This is a genomic window from Marinobacter alexandrii, from assembly GCF_005871205.1.
Lineage (GTDB): Bacteria > Pseudomonadota > Gammaproteobacteria > Pseudomonadales > Oleiphilaceae > Marinobacter > Marinobacter alexandrii.
On sequence record NZ_SWKM01000014.1, the window covers coordinates 87,135 to 105,786 of the forward strand.

17 protein-coding genes are annotated in these 18,652 nt (G+C 58.0%); 10 read left to right on the forward strand and 7 right to left on the reverse strand.

Annotation, left to right across the window (positions count from 1 at the left end):
* The first annotated feature begins 14 nt into the window (after window positions 1–14).
* Together FCS96_RS14355 and FCS96_RS14360 are read left to right on the forward strand one after the other, a co-directional pair.
* A complete protein-coding gene (locus FCS96_RS14355; RefSeq protein ID WP_138441422.1) occupies window positions 15–734 on the forward strand; it encodes an ABC transporter ATP-binding protein in 720 nt (239 codons plus the stop codon).
* The gene (locus FCS96_RS14360; protein WP_138441077.1) at window positions 734–3,220 is read left to right on the forward strand and encodes an ABC transporter permease; all 2,487 of its coding nucleotides are present in this window, start codon (window positions 734–736) and stop codon (window positions 3,218–3,220) included. Before FCS96_RS14355 ends, FCS96_RS14360 begins: the two co-directional genes overlap by 1 nt.
* Window positions 3,221–3,230: 10 nt before the next feature.
* On the opposite strand, the gene FCS96_RS14365 is transcribed toward FCS96_RS14360, so the two are convergent.
* The 4 genes from FCS96_RS14365 to FCS96_RS14380 form a co-directional block, all read right to left on the reverse strand.
* The gene (locus FCS96_RS14365; RefSeq protein ID WP_228264116.1) at window positions 3,231–4,007 is read right to left on the reverse strand and encodes a substrate-binding periplasmic protein; all 777 of its coding nucleotides are present in this window, start codon (window positions 4,005–4,007) and stop codon (window positions 3,231–3,233) included.
* Between the two features lie 128 nt (window positions 4,008–4,135).
* Complete coding sequence (locus FCS96_RS14370; RefSeq protein ID WP_138441078.1) at window positions 4,136–5,323, reverse strand: iron-containing alcohol dehydrogenase; 1,188 nt, start codon at window positions 5,321–5,323, stop codon at window positions 4,136–4,138.
* Complete coding sequence (locus tag FCS96_RS14375; protein ID WP_138441079.1) at window positions 5,323–5,868, reverse strand: hypothetical protein; 546 nt, start codon at window positions 5,866–5,868, stop codon at window positions 5,323–5,325. Before FCS96_RS14375 ends, FCS96_RS14370 begins: the two co-directional genes overlap by 1 nt.
* Before the next feature lie 170 nt (window positions 5,869–6,038).
* On the reverse strand, window positions 6,039–7,316 hold the full coding sequence (locus FCS96_RS14380) for a M48 family metalloprotease (RefSeq protein WP_138441080.1): 1,278 nt from the start codon (window positions 7,314–7,316) through the stop codon (window positions 6,039–6,041).
* A gap of 203 nt (window positions 7,317–7,519) precedes the next feature.
* Between FCS96_RS14380 and FCS96_RS14385 the strand changes: the two genes are divergently transcribed.
* From FCS96_RS14385 to FCS96_RS14415, 7 genes are all read left to right on the forward strand, one after another.
* Window positions 7,520–8,251 (forward strand): DUF599 domain-containing protein, encoded by a 732-nt coding sequence (locus tag FCS96_RS14385; protein ID WP_138441081.1) that lies wholly within the window; start codon window positions 7,520–7,522, stop codon window positions 8,249–8,251.
* Window positions 8,252–8,277: 26 nt separating this feature from the next.
* Complete coding sequence (locus tag FCS96_RS14390; RefSeq protein ID WP_138441082.1) at window positions 8,278–8,778, forward strand: PaaI family thioesterase; 501 nt, start codon at window positions 8,278–8,280, stop codon at window positions 8,776–8,778.
* Complete coding sequence (locus FCS96_RS14395) at window positions 8,775–9,209, forward strand: PaaI family thioesterase (protein ID WP_138441083.1); 435 nt, start codon at window positions 8,775–8,777, stop codon at window positions 9,207–9,209. Before FCS96_RS14390 ends, FCS96_RS14395 begins: the two co-directional genes overlap by 4 nt.
* A 218-nt stretch (window positions 9,210–9,427) precedes the next feature.
* A complete protein-coding gene (gene htpG / locus FCS96_RS14400) occupies window positions 9,428–11,320 on the forward strand; it encodes a molecular chaperone HtpG (protein ID WP_138441084.1) in 1,893 nt (630 codons plus the stop codon).
* Between the two features lie 5 nt (window positions 11,321–11,325).
* Window positions 11,326–11,544 carry a DUF2835 domain-containing protein gene (locus FCS96_RS14405; RefSeq protein WP_138441085.1) on the forward strand — a complete coding sequence of 73 codons (219 nt, stop codon included), beginning with the start codon at window positions 11,326–11,328 and terminating at the stop codon, window positions 11,542–11,544.
* 281 nt (window positions 11,545–11,825) lie between these two features.
* Entirely contained in the window at window positions 11,826–12,803 is a 978-nt protein-coding gene (locus tag FCS96_RS14410; RefSeq protein ID WP_138441086.1) for a tRNA dihydrouridine synthase, read from the forward strand.
* Window positions 12,804–12,926: 123 nt separating this feature from the next.
* On the forward strand, window positions 12,927–13,919 hold the full coding sequence (locus tag FCS96_RS14415; protein ID WP_228264117.1) for an MBL fold metallo-hydrolase: 993 nt from the start codon (window positions 12,927–12,929) through the stop codon (window positions 13,917–13,919).
* 2 nt (window positions 13,920–13,921) lie between these two features.
* Here FCS96_RS14415 and FCS96_RS14420 read toward each other — a convergent pair whose 3' ends face one another.
* Entirely contained in the window at window positions 13,922–14,935 is a 1,014-nt protein-coding gene (locus FCS96_RS14420) for a class I fructose-bisphosphate aldolase (protein ID WP_138441087.1), read from the reverse strand.
* 165 nt (window positions 14,936–15,100) lie between these two features.
* Between FCS96_RS14420 and FCS96_RS14425 the strand changes: the two genes are divergently transcribed.
* A complete protein-coding gene (locus FCS96_RS14425; RefSeq protein ID WP_228264118.1) occupies window positions 15,101–17,185 on the forward strand; it encodes a dehydrogenase in 2,085 nt (694 codons plus the stop codon).
* Here FCS96_RS14425 and FCS96_RS14430 read toward each other — a convergent pair.
* Together FCS96_RS14430 and FCS96_RS14435 are read right to left on the reverse strand one after the other, a co-directional pair.
* Window positions 17,160–17,855, reverse strand: a complete 696-nt coding sequence (locus tag FCS96_RS14430; RefSeq protein WP_138441088.1) for an aspartate/glutamate racemase family protein — start codon at window positions 17,853–17,855, stop codon at window positions 17,160–17,162. The genes FCS96_RS14425 and FCS96_RS14430 overlap by 26 nt on opposite strands.
* Before the next feature lie 84 nt (window positions 17,856–17,939).
* Entirely contained in the window at window positions 17,940–18,638 is a 699-nt protein-coding gene (locus tag FCS96_RS14435; RefSeq protein ID WP_138441089.1) for a TSCPD domain-containing protein, read from the reverse strand.
* Window positions 18,639–18,652 lie beyond the last annotated feature (14 nt).

An 18,652-nucleotide genomic window follows, 5' to 3' on the forward strand; every position in this document is an offset into this window, starting at 1 on the left:
TGTCCGTGAACCAGATGACCAATGTTAAAGCCGACCGTCTAACACCGATGTTGCGGGTCGACAACCTGACGCACCGGGTTCGCCTGGAAACCGATACGTTAACGATCTTGCAGGGGGTCAGTCTGGAAATCAATCGCGGCGAGTCGGTGGCGATCGTTGGTCGTTCTGGCTCCGGGAAAACCACCTTGCTGGGGCTGTTGGCGGGGCTGGATACCCCCAGCGACGGCACCGTTGAACTGGATGGCGCGATGATCAGCCAGCTATCGGAGGACGAGCGAGCCAAACTGCGGGCCCACCGGGTGGGGTTCGTTTTCCAATCGTTCCAGCTGCTTCCGGCGCTGTCTGCTTTGGAGAACGTAATGCTACCGCTGGAACTGGCCGGCTCCGAATCGGCCGAAGGCCGGGCGCGTGAGCTGCTGGAGCGAGTGGGGTTGGGCGAACGCCTCAATCACAGTCCACGGCAACTGTCCGGTGGCGAGCAGCAGCGGGTCGCCATCGCGCGGGCGTTTGCCTCGGATCCCTCCATTTTGTTCGCTGACGAACCCACTGGCAATCTGGACAACCGCACCGGTCAATCGGTGTCGGATCTGTTGATGGAGCTGAACCGGGAGCAGGGCACCACGCTGGTTATGGTCACCCACGATGAGCATCTGGCGGCGCGCTGTAGCCGCCAGTTCCACATCGAGGCTGGGGTATTGACTGAACCGGCGGCGGTCGAGGAGTTGACCCACTGATGGCCGCCGCACGGAAACTAATGTCAGTGCGCCGGGACTGGCGCGAACGCGACGTACGGGTGGTACTGGTAGCACTCATCATCGCCGTGGCCACGGTCGCCACCATCGCACTCTTCGCAGCGCAGTTGCAGCGCACCCTGGTGTCGTCGGCGAGTTCGTTTTTGGCGGCAGATCGTCAGCTGGAAGCGGAAAACGGCCGGGAAATACCGCCCGACTGGCTCACTGAGGCGCAGTCCCGTGGACTTGAGACCGGTCGCATGGTGGAGTTTTCCACCATGGTGTTTGGCTCCGGAGGATTCCAGCTGGTCTCGGTGAAAGCGGTCAGCGATGAATATCCCCTACGCGGCCAAATTGAAACCCAGGGTGCGCCGGACCGGCCCAGAGATCTGGTGCGTTCTGGCCCGCCACCGGGCGAGGTGTGGATCAATCCTAGATTGCTGCGCCTGTTGGAGCTGGACATCGGCGATTCCCTGGAAGTGGGTAACCGGAATCTCAAGGTGTCATCCTTGCTGGTGCGGGAACCGGACGGTGGGTTCCGGCTGTCGGCGCTGGCCCCAAGGGTAATGATGCACGTGGATGACGTGACCTCAACCGGTGTGATTCAGGAAGGCAGCCGGGTTGAGTATGTGTACCTGTTTGCCGGCGACGACACGGTCATTGAAGACTATTACCAATGGCTGGAGCCGCGTCTGGAGCCCAGCCACGAGTGGGAGGGCGTTCGCGATGGCGAGACCTTCTCACGGTCCCTGGAGCGCGCTGAGCGCTTCCTGTTACTGGGTGGCAGCCTGGCGGTGTTGCTGGCTGCCGTGGCGGTGGCCGTGGCCAGCCGACAATACGCGCTGGCGCAGCGGGACACCGTCGCGCTACTAAAAACCCTGGGTGTGCGTAGCCGCGGCATTGGCCGACTCTATCTGCGCCGATTGGTGCTGTGGGGTGTAACTGGCGTGGTGGGCGGCTTGCTGGTGGCCTTGCCGTTGTTCTGGCTACTCACCCGTTTGCTGAGTGAAGTGTTGGAGCGGCCGGTTGAATTTCACCTGACTCCGTCGGCGCTTCTACCGGCGTTGTTGACGGCGCTTGTGTCCCTGTTTGCGTTTGCCTATCCGCCCATTCGCAGGCTGCGGGATGTTCCGGCCATGCGGGTGCTTCGGAGCCAGCCCGGCGAATCCGGGCGGGGTGCCCTGGCCGATGCAGCCATTGCCATTCTTGCGGTCTTTGGGCTGGTTTGGCTGTATGCCGGTGAGATTAGCCTGGTGGTGTCTTTGTTGGCTGGGCTTGCGTTGCTGTTGGGCGCGCTTGGACTGCTGGGTTGGTTGTTGGTTGCCCTGTTGCGCAAGGTACGGGGCGGTGGCAACGCTTGGCGTTTGGCACTCGTCGGTTTGTACCGTCACCGTCGTGCCAGCCTGTCGCAGATGGCCGTCTTCGCCATGACCTTGATGCTGGCGGCAACCCTGGTGCTGGTGCGTACATCGTTACTGAATGACTGGCAGGCGCAACTGCCGGAAAACGCCCCCAACCATTTCCTGATTAACATCGCGCCGGATGCCGTTGAGGAAGTTGGTGCGTTCTGGCAGGAGCGTGGACAACCGCTGAACCAGTTATACCCCATGGTGCGAGGTCGATTGACCGAGCTAAATGGCGAACCGGTCAAGGAAGCGGTCAGCAAGGATGAGCGTATTGGTGCCCTGAACCGTGAGCTGAACCTGACCTGGATGTCAGCGCTGCCCGAGGACAATGAGATCGTGCAGGGCGAGTGGTTTGGCCGGGATGCCGTTGATGGGGTTTCCGTTGAAGCGGAGTTGGCGGAGCGATTGGGCTTGGCACTGGGTGATCGGCTGACGTTTACCATCGGCTCGGAAAAAGTGACGGAATCGGTCACCAGTATCCGCACGGTGCAATGGGACAGCATGAAGCCCAACTTCTACATGGCGTTTCCTCCGGATGGCGGCCTGACCGATATGCCGGCCACCTGGATCACCAGTTTCTATTTGCCGTCGGATGAGAAGACGGCGTTGAACGCGTTCTCCCGAAACTTCCCGACCATCTCGGTGCTGGAGATTGATCACATCATTGATCGCATCCAGCAGATCGTCCGCCAAGTTACCCAGGCGATTGAAGCCATATTGGCGCTGATTCTGGCTGCAGCACTGGTGGTGATGGCGGCCGTGGTGAGTGCCACCCTGCATGATCGTCAGAGAGAGGGAGCCTTGCTTCGAACCTTGGGAGGCCGGCAGTCGTTGCTGGTGCGTAGCACCATGCTGGAGTTTGCCCTGCTGGGTGGCTTCGCCGGGGTGTTGGGTGTCGCCGCTGCAGAGGTGGCGGTCTGGGCGTTGCAGTTCCGGATGTTTGAGGGCTCATTCAGCTGGCACTGGCAGGTCGTCTTACCGGTGCCGCTGATCAGCGCCGTGGTGCTGGCGTTTTTTGGCCGGTGGCAATTGCGACCAGTGCTGAACGTTTCGCCGATGCTGTTGCTCCGACGACTGGAATAGATGGGGAGGGTCACCGATACTTTGCGAGAATGGTTTCCAAGGCGCCATTCTCGCGAATAGCCTGCAGCTCGGCATTAAAAGCGTCGGCAAAGTCTTGCGAGTCCTTACGCAGCATGATCCGAAAACCAAATTTGTTGATGCCCTGACCCGTGCTCCTGAACCTGTCCTGAAGGCCCTCTTTCTTCAGTATCCACTGGCCTACCAGCCGGTCCGCCACCGCCGCGTCAAATCGGTCTCCGTGCAGGACGAAGGTGAACATTTCCCGGTGTCGTGAAACGTCGAACCGCTGAATATTGCCGGCATCGAAATGAGCCTGAAGCTCAGGGTAGTGGTAGCCCAGGTGAGTCACTACTGTCTTCTCGTATAGATCCTGGGGAGACCGGTATTCCAGATCCGATTCTTTTCGTACAAAGAAAACCTCTTCAATGGAGACAATTGGGTCCGTAAACAGAAAGCGGTCCGGGTTAGGGGTCCATTCCCTGGCTCTTGGAGTGCCGTCGAGGGCGTTGTCCAACAACATCTGGTCGACGCGCTTCCTTGGGACTTTTTTCGGAATGACATCGTAGCCCAGTCGTTGACCAATCGATGAGACAACATCCCAGATGATCCCTGACGGTTGTTCCTGTTCAACAATCAGATATGGTGGATAGCCGTTGGGCGAAATGTTGAAGCGGAAGATTTTCTGGTGTGAGTCCGCGCTGGCGGTAAAGCTGAGGGCCAAGATCCACAGGAGAGTGATAACCAGTTGTGGGAAACAGGTCAGTCGGTTCGACCGATCTCTCATCATTGTGCTGGACTCTTGTTGGTGAAAAGTGCCCGGCTACATCCTGCCAGTGTAGGAATCAGTGTCACGTTTTTGCGTGGAAACTTCAACGATAGGGAACCAGGGGCCAGAATCGGCCCCCGGCAGCGTTGTCAGGCCCAGGCCCGTTGCAATACAGCTCGGGCATCGTCGAGGGAAACTTCTTTCGGGTTGAACATGATGGCGCCGTCGTCCAGGGCCATCTCCGCGATCTGGTCAAGCTGGTCTTCTGTAACCTTACCGGTTTCCTTGAGGGTGCGGGGTAACTGGCAGCGCTTGTGCAGTTGGTCACGCAGCTTGCGCAGTGCCGAGATGCTGGCCTCGGCCCGGCGGGCTGCCGGCGTTGCCGAGAACACCTCTGGGCCCTCAAGCGGCAGCAGCAAGTCACCCAACGGTTCGCGGATGGTCTCAAGGTTGTATTCCAGCACGTAGGGCAGATACAGGCTCATGCAGAGGCCGTGGGGCAGGTGGCAGATAGCGCCGGTGGCATGGCCCAGGGCGTGCACCAGGCCAACCATGGAGTTTGAGAAAGCAATGCCGGCCATGGTAGACGCTTGGGCAATTTCGAGCCGGCCATCCACGTCCTTCGGATTGTCCATTACACTCAGCAACGACTGACTGACTTTCTTCACCGCTGCGGTGGCATAGGCATCGCTGAGCGGATTCTTGGCCATACAGGTGAACGCCTCGACGGCGTGGGTCATGGCGTCCATGGCGGTTGCGGCAGTGATGTGCGGCGGCAGCGTCAGGGTCATGCGGGGATCAATGATGGCCGCATTGGGTAGCAGGAACGACGAGGTGAACGGCAGTTTCACACCCTTGGTTTCGTCGGTGATGACGGCAACGGCAGTCACTTCAGAGCCGGTGCCGGCCGTGGTGGGTACCACAAAGAAAGGCTTTAGCGGGTGCTTGATGACACCGGCACCGCTGTATTTGGCGATGTCGTCGCCACCTTCAGACACCAGGATGTTCACCGCTTTGCCGGTATCGATGGCAGAGCCACCGCCAACGGCAATGATTGAGTCGCATTTTTCCTGGCGATAGATACCGGCGATGTCCCGAACGACGGTTGTTGAGGAATCCGGTGGAACGTCGTCGTAAATGGTGACAATCTCCAGGCCACTCTCTTCGCAAGCTGCGATGACCGGATCGAGCAGGCCCGCTGCCCGAACGCCCTTGTCGGTCACGATCATCGGCCGCTTTGCGGCCAGACCTGTGAGTTCATAGGGAATGTGCTCAAGGGCTGATTTTCCGGCAATGACTTTGACCGGGCAGAAGAACTCATAATATTTGTGGGTCATTACGCTCTCACCGTCTCAACAAAATTAGTGGCAACTTTCAGGTAAATCCGCACTGCGCTAATCAGCTTTTGTGGTAGGTGCAGATCGCTGGGGTATTCCTTGACCGCGCGTTCCGCAATCAGCCTGGGCAGAATGAACGATTCCAGCCGGTTCAGTATCCGGGTCATGCGCACCGCGTAACTGATGTCGCCGTCTACCAGCATTCGGTCATTGGCAAAGGCCACCGCCGTCTTCTCCTGAAACGACAGAACCAGGAAGGCGTGGGCGATGTGCTTGAACTGGATCGACAGATCGACCGGGCGGGGCGCAGAGTCGCCGTGGTAATGAAGGCGTCCGAGACCGGTATGTTCCACAATCAGGCGCGGTCCGTCCGGCATCACCATCATTTCGAAAAGGAAACCGGCGGGCAGGGCCTGGGTCTCTTTTTTGACCGCGTCATCGACTTCACTCACTGCCTGAAGGGCCCGTCCCATTACCTGGAACATCAGCTCGACATACAGGCTTCGAGCCTGGGATACCATGGGTTGGATACGTTTCGCCAGCATTGCTGCCATCCACTCGTTGTTTGTGTCATCTGATTTTTAGAGTTATTGCTCTAAATGTCAATGTAGCGATGACGGGTATTACGCGTCAGCGCGGCCAACGAGTGTAGGAGCCACAAAAAAGAGCCGGCGGAGGGTGCTCCGTCGGCTCTTTTTTCACTCATTCAGCGCGCTCAGTTTCTGAGTGCCTCCAGTTTTTGCTGGGCTTCCTTGGCGACGTCACCGCCTGCCTCGGCTGCCTTGGAGTAGTAGGCAACGGCATCGTCCCGACGGTTCTGCCGTGCGGCAATGTCACCCAGGCGCAGGTAGGCAATGGAGGTGGGCACCACCTGATTGGCACGCTCAAGGTTGTTGCGCGCCTTATCGAGATTGTTCAACTTCAGGGCATTCAGACCGTTGTAAAGCCGATACACGAACATTTCCGGATACAGGGATACGGCCTTGTCGAAATCGTCTGAGGCTTCTTGCAACTTCTCCTGCTCCTTGTAGATCCGGCCGCGCAGGGTATAGAACATGGCCTCATCTGGCGCCAGGCGAATGGCTTCGTTGACCTTCTTCAGGGCGGCGTCCATATCACCTTCCGAGGCCAGTTTGCGGGCCTCATCGTGGGCGTCATAGGCAGGCTGGAGCTTGCGGAGGGTTGCCAACTTGCGTTCATAGATGTCCTCACCCCTATAGCCGCCGGCTCCAACCTCGTCGACCAGTTCCCTATTTCGCTGAACTCGTTTTGCAGACGGTGGGTGGGTGGCAAACATGCCTTGAATGAAGCTGCTGTCACGGTCTTCTGATAGCTCCAGGAAGAGCTGCTGCAGTTCAACCGCGGCGGTCGGGTCGTAGCCTGCCTTTTTCATATACAGGATGCCGTAGTAGTCGGACTCCAGTTCATCCGATTGGCTGTACTGCGCCAGCGCCAGTTGGGCGCCCAGCGCCGCGCCGCCCATCAGTACACCAGCCCACTCGTTATCTGACAGGGCAAAGCCCAGGCCGGCGACACCGGCGCTGATCAACATGCCTTGCTGCATTCGCTGCACACTGTGGCGGGCGGCGGCATGCACAATCTCGTGACCGAGAACCGACGCCAGCTGCGCTTCGTCGTCCAGTTTGGTGAGCAGGCCACGGTTGATGGCAATCTTGCCACCGGGCAGGGCCCAGGCATTGGGCGTGCTGCTGTTGAGCACGACAAACTCGTACGGCAAATCCGGCCGGTCGCTGACCTCGGCGAGCTTCTGGCCAACCTCGCGAACATAGAGGGTGAGCTCTGGGTCCATGTAGAACTGGCCACCCTGGGTTTGCTGCGTAGGGGTGTATTGCTCCGCGCCCATGGACAGTTCCTGATTTTCGGGAATCAGCGACAGCTGACTTTCACCGGTAACCGGATTGACCGAACAGCCGGCCAGCGTCAGAGCCACGACCACCGGGGCGATGCAGCGTTGCAAGAGGTACTGGTTCACACGAAACTCCCTTTTTGAATGGCTCTCAGGCGAACAGAGCAGGGCATTGCCGGCCCATTCTGTCCTACACTTCAACTTACATGATTGCACGGCTTTGGGCGCCTGAAAATCCCCCGTCGTTCTGGTGACGTAGAGACCCTTAGCGTATTATAAGTGCCTGTTCCAGCAACATTTGATTCCGTATTCATCACCAAAGGCCGCCGATGAGTAATATTCTGGAAGTGATAGCTTTGCTCTGGTTTCTGACCTGCTGGCTCGGCTATACCGTGTACTCGCGTCGACGGGCAGGGGACAGGCCCTGTTTGTCTAATACGCTGGACATGTATCGGGAAGATTGGATGCGGGTCATGCTCAAACGGGAAAACCGGATTGCCGATGCCTCGGTGGTCGGCAACCTGGAACGCAACGGGGCCTTTTTCGCATCCAGTTGCCTTCTGATCCTGGCCGGTATCATCACCGCCCTCGGTTACACCCAGGAAGTGATGGAGGTATTCAGCACCCTGCCATTTGGCACCCTGCCCAGTCGCGAAATCTGGGAGTTGCGGATGGTGCTGCTTCTGGTGGTGTTTATCTACGCCTTCTTCAAATTCACCTGGTCCATGCGGATGTACAACTTCGTGTCGGTAATGGTGGGCAGCGCGCCACCACCGGACGACACCAAGATCAGCCCTGCCGGGCGCGAGGCCTTCGCACGCAGTGCCGGAAATGTCTGCAATCTGGCGGGCGACGCTTTCAACCTTGGTTTGAGATCCTACTATTACGCCATGGCGGTTGTTGGTTGGTTTATCCACCCGCTGGTCTTTATTGCCGGGTCCACACTCGTGGTGGTGGTTCTGTATCGGCGGGAGTTCTGCTCGAACGCACTCAGCGCCCTGCGCTCTGGGAAGGTGTTCGACGAAGAAGCACCAGTCAAAGCCGAGAAAACACCCAAATAAATTCTTGACCCACAGGTTTGCTCTGAATGAATGACGAAATACGGCTAAATCGGGTTACCCGGTTTATCGACACCCTCAAACAGGCCAAGGAATTGGGCTTGTCGGTAATCGAAGCCAGGGAAGGGAGCCTGACGCTGTGCCTACCATACAGCGATCGTATTATTGGTAATCCGGATACCGGTGTCATCCACGGAGGTGCCATCACAACCCTTATGGACACGACTTCCGGTTCGGTGATTCTGTGTGCACTGGACGAGTTTGAACTGTGCCCAACACTGGATTTGCGGGTGGATTACATGCGTCCGGCGGCACCCCACAAGCCAGTCTACGCCCGTGCCGAAACCTACAAGGTTACCCGCAACATCATCTTTACCCGGTGTGAGGCCTACCAGAAGTGTGACGAGCAGGAAGGTGTTGAGCTGGACGGTATTGAAACCATCGCCAACTGCGTGGGCACCTTCATGCGTATTGGCCAGGAAGCAACGCCGAAGCATTACCGTGACCTGATTACCGGAGGTGTCCAATGACGGATCCGGAGATCTATCGCCACACCCGGGAAACCGGGGACTTCACCCGTTTATTGGAGAGTATTCCTTACGCCACTTTTATCGGCCTGGAGTGCGATCAGTTTGGTGACGACCTGATTTTCCGCCTGCCGAAGAAAGAGGAAAATCTTGGTAATCCCATCCTGCCCGCCATTCACGGCGGCGTCATTGGTGGCTTCATGGAGCTCTCGGCTGCGATCTACCTGATGATGTCCCAGGACAGCATGCGGATGCCGCGCATTGTCGACTTCTCTCTGGATTACCTGCGGGCAGGCCTTAACCGCGAAACCTACGCCGAATGCCGGCTCACCCGGCAGGGTAACCGGGTTGCCAATGTGATGGTCACGGCCTGGCAGAAATCCCGGGCCCAGCCCATTGCCACGGCTCGGGCGCACTTTCTCCTCGAAGACTAATCTCCATCCGATGCCGGGGCTTGAAATGCCCCGGCATGCCCCCACTTCTGCTGCAAGACAAAGAATCCGAGCTGACGCAGGCGCGGAGGTTTTGCCGAAACACGCTGTGAATACATCCATGTACGCTCGGCTCCGCCATCCATGGCTCCGCACGGTTTCGGCAAAACCTCCGCACCCGCTTCTTTGAACTGTGAGTTAATTCAGGAGATATAGACGCCATGACGGTTGAGTCGCAAAAAGAGACCCTGGGTTTTCAGACCGAAGTGAAGCAGCTGCTTCACCTGATGATCCACTCCCTCTATTCCAACAAGGAAATCTTCCTTCGTGAGCTGATTTCAAACGCCTCAGACGCGGAAGACAAGCTGCGTTTCGCGGCCCTGAAGGATGATGGTCTGTACGAAAACGACCCGGAACTGAAAATCCGCCTCGATTACGACAAAGAGGCGAACACCATCACCCTAGCCGATAACGGTATCGGCATGAGTCGGGACGACGTGATCGAGAACCTGGGTACCATTGCCCGTTCCGGCACCGCAGAGTTCCTGAAGCAGCTGTCCGGTGACGAGAAAAAGGACAGCAAGCTGATCGGTCAGTTTGGTGTGGGTTTCTACTCGGCCTTTATCGTCGCCGACAAGGTAGACGTCTTTACCCGTCGTGCCGGTGCACCAGCCGAAGAGGGCGTGCATTGGGAATCCCAGGGCGATGGTGAGTTCTCCATTGAGCAGGTGAGCCGCGAGAACCGCGGTACCGAGATTGTTATCCACCTGAAGAAAGACGCCAGCGAATTTGCCGATGGCTTCCGTCTGCGCAACCTGGTCAAGAAATACTCTGACCACATCTCGTTCCCGGTCGTCATGAAGTCCGAGTCTGAAGATGAGGAAGAGAAGGGCAAAGACGAAACCGTCAACGATGCTACCGCTCTGTGGACGCTGCCGCGTACCGAGATCAAAGACGAAGAGTACAAAGAGTTCTACAAGCACATCGCGCACGATTTCGAGGACCCACTGACCTGGTCCCACAACAAGGTGGAAGGCAAGCTGGACTACACCAGCCTGCTGTACATCCCAGCGCGCGCACCGTTTGATCTGTACAACCGCGAAGCCCCGCGTGGCCTGAAGCTGTACGTTCAGCGCGTCTTCATCATGGACGACGCCGAGCAGTTCCTGCCGCTGTACCTGCGCTTTGCCAAGGGCGTGATTGATTCCAACGATCTATCCCTGAACGTATCCCGTGAGATTCTTCAGAACGACAGCACCGTGGAGAGCATCCGCACCGCGCTGACCAAGCGGGTATTGGACATGCTGTCCAAGCTGGCGAAGAAGGACCCGGAGCAGTATCAGAAGTTCTGGGGTGAGTTTGGTACCGTGCTTAAGGAAGGCCCGGCCGAAGACTTCAGCAACCGTGAGAAGATCGCCGGCCTGCTGCGTTTTGCCACCACCCATACCGGCGAAAGTGCCCAGTCAGTATCGCTGGACGATTACATCGGCCGGATGAAAGAGGGTCAGAAGAAGATCTACTACATCACTGCTGATAACTTCATGGCCGCCAAGAGCAGCCCTCATCTGGAAGTCTTCCGCAAGAAGGGCATCGAGGTGCTGATTCTGTCGGATCGCATCGACGAGTGGATGATGGGTTACCTGAACGAATACGACGGCAAGCAGTTCCAGGACGTCGCTCGTGGTGACCTCGATCTTGGCGAAGTAGAGACCGAAGAGGACAAGAAGCACAAGGAAGAGGCTGCCGAGGAACACAAGGATCTGCTTGAGCGCATAAAGACCGCACTGAGCGACCGAGTGCAGGAAGTGCGTGTGACCAACCGCCTGACTGACTCCCCGGCGTGCCTGGTCGTGGGCGACTTCGACATGGGTGCCCAGATGAAGAAGATCATGGAAGCCGCTGGCCAGAAAGTGCCGGACAGCAAGCCGATCTTTGAAATCAACGTGGATCATCCGCTGGTTCAGCGCCTGGAAAACGAAAAGGGCGAGGAGCGATTTGGTGAACTGTCTGCGGTTCTGCTGGATCAGGCGACCCTGGCCAGTGGTGAGCAGCTGGAAGATCCGGGCGCTTATGTCACCCGCCTGAACCGTCTGTTGCTGGAACTGGCTAACTAAGCCGCATGCAGCAGATCATTGTGGACATCAGCATCAGCCCTGATGAGTGGATCAAACTCTATCAGGGCGTTGCCACCGACGTTCACACCACGGCCCGGGACGGACGCTCCGTCCGTTTCCCGGCCCGTATTCTCTCCCGTTTTTACCTGCGCGATGGTGTGCGCGGATCCTTCCGTATCCTGTTCGATAGTCAGGGTAAGTTTGCCGGCATCGAGCGGCTTTGATAGCTAGAACCTACCGTTAGTTTTTCTTTCCTTTATTTCCCACAGTGGCTGAGCATTGACTATTCTTCGAGTACCCACACCGGAAAGGGAGTTGTGTGATGGTTCGTTGGATGGCGTCCTGGTCCAAGCAATGGCAGCAACAAAGCAAGGTGCTGGCGGATTACTGCGTTAATTACGCGATGTCCCAGTAGGCCCCTGGCATGGCTTGCCACGCTTCATTCTGTTCCCAAAACTGACTACAATGCCGGCCCGCTCAATCTTTAACCACGTCCGGAGCCGACATGCGAGTAATCCTCGCCCCTATGGAGGGGCTGGTAGATGCACCAATCCGTGAAACGCTGACCAAAGTTGGCGGTATAGACCGGTGTGTTACCGAATTTGTTCGCGTGACCCACGGCATGCTGCCCCCCCGTGTTTTCTACAAGTACGCCCCCGAACTGTACAACCAGTCGCTGACCCGTGTCGGTACGCCGGTGGCGTTGCAGTTGCTGGGTTCTGACCCCAAGCAGATGGGGTTGCACGGCGCCCGGGCTGTGGAACTGGGCGCAACCCAAGTCGACATCAACTTCGGTTGTCCCGCCAAAACCGTCAACAAGCACAAGGGCGGCTGCGTACTGATGCGGGAACCGGAGCTGATGCACGAAATTGCCGCGGCCGTACGCCGGGCCGTGCCAGATGCGATTCCGGTCACCGCCAAGATGCGGCTGGGCTACGATGATCGCTCCATGGGCGTTGCCTGTGGCCAGGCGCTGGAAGCGGCCGGTGCCGCCGAAATCGTGATTCATGCCCGAAGCAAGGTTGATGGCTACAAGCCGCCGGCCTATTGGGAAGAAATCGCGAAAGTACGCAATGCGGTGGCAACTCCGGTGATTGCCAATGGCGAAATCTGGACCGTCGACGATTATTGGCGTTGCCGTGAGGTGTCGGGCTGTGACGATGTCATGATCGGTCGAGGGCTGATTGCCCGGCCGGACCTGGCGCGCAAGATCAAAGCCAGCCAGCGAGGTGACGAGATTCCTGACATGACCTGGCCAGAGGCGGTCGCTCTGGTTCGGGAGTACGCCGAAGTGCTGCAAGGCTGGTTGGAAGACCGCTACGTGACCGGGCGCATCAAACAATGGATGAACTTTCTTCGGCAAGGCTTCGCCGAAGCCGAGTCGATCTGGCCCCAGGCCCGAAAGATTCGGGAAGTTGCTCCGATGTTGGCGTGCCTGGAGCAGGGCGCTGTGTCAGTCAGCTCCGGTATCCGGGCCGCCTGATTACCCTTTAATCTCTCCCAAATCATTTTTCCTCCGTGGTTGCCAACTACACTGGTACGAAGCGGGCTGCGGCTCGTAACTGTCGTGGTTGTAGAAGAACAATCCACCAGGGAGGAATGAACCATGTTTGATCGATTATCACGGCGGACGCTGGCGACTATGGCTGGCGGCGTTTGCCTGACACTGGGACTGGTCGCCGGGGCAGGCGCGGCCGACGGCGATGTAAAGGTTACGCCGTTGGGTAGCCACGACGGTGAGTTTTGCAGTCGCGACCGGGCTCTGGTGTTCGAGGATCCCAACGGCACCCGGATTCTTTACGATGCCGGTCGCACCGTGGCCGGGCCGGACGATCCCAGGCTTGGGGACATAGATGTGGTCCTGGTGTCGCACATGCATGGCGATCACGTTGGCGATGCCCGTATCAGCAAGACTAACACAGGCACCTGTGGCTCTCCGGATACCTCGGTGTCGACCCTGCCGCAATCCAATACCGTAGATATTGCGGTAAAAAAGCAGGCCAAGATTCTCACTGGCAGTGAAATGCCGGCGTTTTTCGCCGCCAAACTCAGTGCAGCGGGCGGTGATTCAGGCAATTCCATGCTGGTGCGTTTCGGTGCCGAGCAGGAGTTGGGTGGTGTGGCGATGACCACCGTGCCGGCCGTGCACAGCAATGGTGTATCGCCCAGCTTCCTGACCGGACCGCTGGCGGAATACCTGAAGGCCGCCGGCGTTGGCGCAAGCGTCGGGCCGCCCACCGGCTATGTCCTGACCTTTTCCAACGGGCTGGTGGTGTATCTCTCCGGCGATACTGGCATTACTGCCGAGCAGGAGCTGGTGGTTAAAGATCACTACGGTGCGGAACTGGTGGTGATGAATATTGGCGACACCTACACCACCGGTCCGAAAGAAGCGGCCTATGTCATCAACGAGCTGATTGAGCCCAAGGCCGTCATTGCCTCCCATGCCAACGAACCGGCCACTGACGGTGGCAAGCTCAGACAGGGCACCCGTACCGCCCAGTTTCGGGACCTGGTGCAGGTGCCAATGTACGTCCCTCTGAGTGGACGTACCATGGCCTTCAATGGGGACGCGAGCTGCACTCAGGGCTGCGACTGAGTTTAATGCTCCATGTTGGCGCTGTACATGCCTGAGCGGGCTGCCCCGTTGAGCCGTGCCCGCTTCAGGATGGCCTCCTGGGCTGCGGGGCCATTCTCCAGATCACCTGCCCAGGCCTTCTGGGCAGGTTCCTGCAAGGCTCGGCCGTAGGAAAAACTCAGTTCCCACGGCTGGGTACCCAGGCTGTTGATGGCATTCAGATTCAGGGTTGCTTCCTCGGGTGTTTGGCCGCCAGATAGAAAATTGATGCCGGGGACCGCTGCGGGTACCACCCGTCGGAATACTGAGACGGTCGCTTCCGCCACTTCTTCCGGGCTGGCCTTGGGGCTGTCCTTGCCGGGTGTGACCATGCTTGGCTTCAGGATCATGTGTTCAAGCTGCACCCGATGCCGGGCCAGCGCATTAAACACTTCCCGCAGAACCACCTCGCTGACCTCCGCGCACCGCGCCAGGCTATGGTCGCCATCAATCAGCACTTCGGGTTCAACAATAGGCACGATGCCGATGGACTGACAGATCGCGGCGTAGCGGGCCAGGACCTCGGCGTTGGCTTCCACGGCCTGACGGGAGGGCAGGGTATCCGATATGTGAAACACGTTGCGCCACTTGGCAAACCGGGCGCCGACGTTCTTATAGATCTCCAGCCGGTCTTCAAGACCATCCAGACCCACAGTGATTTCATCACCCGGAGCATTGATCAACGGCTGTTTGCCTTTGTCGACCTTGATCCCCGGCACGATACCCTGAGCTTCCAGCATCTTCGGGATTGGCACGTTGTCCAGGCTTTGCTGATTGAGTGTTTCTTCGAACAGGATTACGCCACTGATGAATTCGCCCAGGCCTGGCGCCGACAGGATCAGGCTTCGGTACTCCCGGCGCTTCTCCTCGGTGGAATCGACGCCGACAGCGGCAAACCGTTTGGCAATGGTCGGGTGACTTTCGTCGGCGGCCAGAATTCCCTGTCCGGGCTGAATGAGCTTTTGGGTAGTGGACGAGAGTTCATCCTGAATACTCATGGGTAATGCCTCCGTAGCGGGTTCAGGGCTTAAGGATTCCGTGCGTGCTCTTGACTAGTGTAGACGGTTAGCGGATGACTGAAATTTGATCTGTGCTAAAGAATATAGACGTTGCCTGACCTATCCTGAAATCAATAACACTGGAAACTAAAATTGGTCCAGACCATGAAAACGGTGGTGAGTGTCAGCCAAGGCACGTCGGATTTTGACTATGAGATGGAGGCCCAATTTTTGGGGCAGCGCTTTCGTATCATTCGGCTCGGCGCTGATGGCGATCTTAGCCGTGCCGAGTCGTTGCTCGAATCGGTCCGGGATCAGGCTGATGCTATCGGCCTAAGCATGGTGCACGATCACTATCAGGTCGGAAAAGAAAAGTTGCGACACCCGGATACCGAACGCCTGGAGGCCTGCGTGCCCGACAAGCCAGTTACCACCGGGGCCGGGCTGCGTGGCATTCTTCAGGAGTGGGCCATTCGTCATACTCAGTCAGAGCTGGGACATTTTTTTGATAATGCACGAGTGCTGTTCCTGAATGGCCAGGCCGGTTATCGGATTGCCCAAGCGGTCTCGGAACATACTGAGAACCTGATGTTTGCCGATCCCTACATCGATCTTGGTGTGCCCCGGTTACTGAGTAGCCTTGGCCAGCTGGAGACCTATACGCGTTTGACTGCGCCACTGTTGTTCCAGCCAGCCGCCGTTGCGACCCTGACTAACTTGCGACGCAGCCCTCTGTACCGGCTTGGTGAGGGGTTGGTCAAAGGCTCACTGAATCATGCTGTCGAAAATTCCCATGTGATTGTGGGCAGCATGCCTGACCTGGCCGATTTCAGTCAGAAGTTGCTGGATGGAAAAACCATTATTACCTCACGGGTGACCGAAGCCGCATTGGACTGGATGCGCTCCCGGCGGGTAGCAATGGTGGTGGATTACAGTCCCTGGCTGGATGATCGGCCGGTGGGCATGAACGTGATGGAAGCGATGATCAGTACGGTGTTGTCGCGCAGCCCCGGACAACTGAAACCGGACGATTACCTCGGGGTGATTGAGACCCTGGGCATCAAACCCCGGATCCTTTATCCCCTGGGCTATCGTCGGGTTAACCGGTTTGCGTTCGTGATTCACCCCCTGTCCCAGCAGTACCTGACCAAAACGCCTCCGCTGGACTGGATCGCGAGTGTTTCACCGCCCGTGGTGATGAATCTGGTTGAAAAGGCAGTGGCCTATACCCCGCCTTTCATCTATTCCAGGGTCTCCGGTATTCGATCGCCAACCGGCGATGAGGTGGAAGGTTGGTTGATTACCGTGGGAGGCACACCCCGGGAGATCATGGCCCATGGACCGGAGTTCACCTATTCCCGGTTACTGGCAGCAGCGAAGCTGGCAAAAAAACTGGGGGCCCAGATCATGGGGTTGGGGGCATTCACCAAGGTGGTGGGGGATGCCGGTATTACGGTTGCCAAGCGGGCGCCACTGCCAATCACCACAGGCAATAGCTACAGCGCCTCTGGTGCCCTCTGGGCTGCCCACGATGCCGTGAGGCGTATTGGGCGTGTGCACGTCGGCGCCAGTGGGAAAATGGCCGGGAAAGCGATGGTCGTGGGTGCCACGGGCGCCATTGGCTCGGTGTGTGCCCGATTGCTGGCCAAGGCGGTGGATGAAATCTACCTGGTCGCACCAGAGCCGGCCAAGCTCCTGGCACTGAAGGAGAGCATTGAGCAGGAAACGCCGGGAGCTCAGGTCCACGTGGCGGGTACCGCCGACCGGGATGTGGTGGACATGGACATGATCGTTACCGCCACGTCAGGCGCCGGTAAGCGGATTCTGGACATTATGAAGGTGAAGCCGGGCTGTGTGATTACCGACGTTGCCCGGCCATTGGATATCCCTGCGGAGGACGTGGCCAAGCGGCCGGATGTGCTGGTGATCGAGTCCGGTGAAATCCAGCTACCCGGAGACGTTATCATGAAAGATATCGGCCTGCCCCGGGGCATTGCCTATGCCTGTCTGGCGGAAACCATCGTGCTGGCCCTTGAGGGGCGGTTCGAGAATTTCACCCTGGGCCGGAACATTGAGTGGGAGAAAGTCCGTGAGATCTACAAACTGGGGCTCAGGCACGGCATGAAGCTGGCTTCGGTTTCGGGAGTGAACGGGGTGTTCAGCGACGAAGACTATGAACGAGTAAGGGCGCGGGCTAGGGCGCTCGCCGGCGAACCCTCTTTCGTCAAACCTCACCCAAAGCGAGCCTGACCGCGGCGTCGGCATGGATTTCAGTGGTGTCGTAAAGCGGCACGGAGGTGTCCGGTGGCCGAACCAGTAATCCGATTTCGGTGCAGCCAAGAATGACCGCCTGGGCGCCGCGCTGGGCCAGGGAATCAACTGTCGCTAGATAGTTATCCCGGGAACTGGGCAAAATCTGACCTTGGCACAGTTCCTCGTAAATGATGCGATGAATGTCATTACGTTCTGCCTCGTGCGGTACCAGCACTTCAATCCCCGCCTGCTCCAGGCTGCAGCGATAGAACGCCTGTTCCATGGTGAATCGCGTGCCAAGCAGGCCGACACGGCTAATGCCATCGTTTTTCAACACCCGGACGGTTGCATCCGCAATATGGAGTAGCGGGATGTTGATAGCCTCGGCGATCTCAGGTGCCACCTTGTGCATGGTGTTGGTGCCGATCATCAGAAAATCAGCCCCTGCGGCCTCGGTAGAGCGGGCAGCTTTGGCGAGGATATTGGCGGTAGCCTCCCAGTCGCCCTGGTGTTGCAGTGCCTCAATCTCGGCAAAGTCGACGCTGTAGAGAATCACGCGAGCTGAGTGCAGGCCACCCAGGCGGCTCTTGATTCCCTCGTTGAGCAGACGGTAGTAACTCTGACTGGATTCCCAGCTCATACCACCCAGCAGGCCAATCGTTTTCATCCGGGTACCTTCTGTTTTTATAACGAAAAAGGCCCGAAAGTGAGTACTTTCGGGCCTTTCGGTTACAACTTCATGGTGTGTGGCTCAGCCGCACTTGCTGTCGCCGCAGGACAGGCAGGTAGCACAACCGTCCATGACGATTACCGCCTTGGTGCTGCACTTGCCGCACATGGTGGCGTTGGCCGGGTAGTCGCTGGCCTTGTCATCGTTCGTTGCCGTGGTGTGGCTGGCTTCGAACTCGGCGCGCTTTTCAGCGAGAATGCGCTTGGTCGTTTCGCTCATTTCTTCGCTTTCGAGCAGACCGATGGCCTTCAGGTGCTTCTCGATTACGGCGCCGATTTCAGCAACCAGCGACGGCATGAAGACGCCGCCTTTCTTGAAGTAACCACCGTTCGGGTCATACACCGAGCGCAGCTCTTCCACCAGGAAAGTCACGTCGCCGCCTTTACGGAACACCGCAGAGATAACGCGGGTGAGGGCGATAACCCACTGGAAGTGCTCCATCGACTTGGAGTTGATGAATACTTCGTAGGGCTGACGGCTCTCGTGGTCCGTGTCCTCGTTGAGCAGGATGTCATTGATGGTGATGTACATCGCATGCTCGCCAATCGGCGGCTTGATCTTGTAGGTGGTGCCGAGCAGGAAATCCGGCCGTTCGATGTGTTCGTTCATCTGAACGGGCTTGGCTTCCTGGCTCGCTGCTGCCTTGGCTTCAGCGTTGCTGTCTGTGTCGGCTTTCTTAACGCGGTAGCCGACGATTTTGTTGCTGATTTTAACTGTCATGTTCGTTGTCCTGT

Coding starts and splice junctions, on each gene's coding strand:
- FCS96_RS14355 (WP_138441422.1), top strand. CDS start 15: ATGACCAATGTTAAAGCCGACCGTCTAACACCGATGTTGCGGGTCGAC.
- FCS96_RS14360 (WP_138441077.1), top strand. CDS start 734: ATGGCCGCCGCACGGAAACTAATGTCAGTGCGCCGGGACTGGCGCGAA.
- FCS96_RS14365 (WP_228264116.1), bottom strand. CDS start 4,007: ATGATGAGAGATCGGTCGAACCGACTGACCTGTTTCCCACAACTGGTT.
- FCS96_RS14370 (WP_138441078.1), bottom strand. CDS start 5,323: ATGACCCACAAATATTATGAGTTCTTCTGCCCGGTCAAAGTCATTGCC.
- FCS96_RS14375 (WP_138441079.1), bottom strand. CDS start 5,868: ATGCTGGCGAAACGTATCCAACCCATGGTATCCCAGGCTCGAAGCCTG.
- FCS96_RS14385 (WP_138441081.1), top strand. CDS start 7,520: ATGAGTAATATTCTGGAAGTGATAGCTTTGCTCTGGTTTCTGACCTGC.
- FCS96_RS14390 (WP_138441082.1), top strand. CDS start 8,278: ATGAATGACGAAATACGGCTAAATCGGGTTACCCGGTTTATCGACACC.
- FCS96_RS14395 (WP_138441083.1), top strand. CDS start 8,775: ATGACGGATCCGGAGATCTATCGCCACACCCGGGAAACCGGGGACTTC.
- htpG (WP_138441084.1), top strand. CDS start 9,428: ATGACGGTTGAGTCGCAAAAAGAGACCCTGGGTTTTCAGACCGAAGTG.
- FCS96_RS14405 (WP_138441085.1), top strand. CDS start 11,326: ATGCAGCAGATCATTGTGGACATCAGCATCAGCCCTGATGAGTGGATC.
- FCS96_RS14410 (WP_138441086.1), top strand. CDS start 11,826: ATGCGAGTAATCCTCGCCCCTATGGAGGGGCTGGTAGATGCACCAATC.
- FCS96_RS14415 (WP_228264117.1), top strand. CDS start 12,927: ATGTTTGATCGATTATCACGGCGGACGCTGGCGACTATGGCTGGCGGC.
- FCS96_RS14420 (WP_138441087.1), bottom strand. CDS start 14,935: ATGAGTATTCAGGATGAACTCTCGTCCACTACCCAAAAGCTCATTCAG.
- FCS96_RS14425 (WP_228264118.1), top strand. CDS start 15,101: ATGAAAACGGTGGTGAGTGTCAGCCAAGGCACGTCGGATTTTGACTAT.
- FCS96_RS14430 (WP_138441088.1), bottom strand. CDS start 17,855: ATGAAAACGATTGGCCTGCTGGGTGGTATGAGCTGGGAATCCAGTCAG.
- FCS96_RS14435 (WP_138441089.1), bottom strand. CDS start 18,638: ATGACAGTTAAAATCAGCAACAAAATCGTCGGCTACCGCGTTAAGAAA.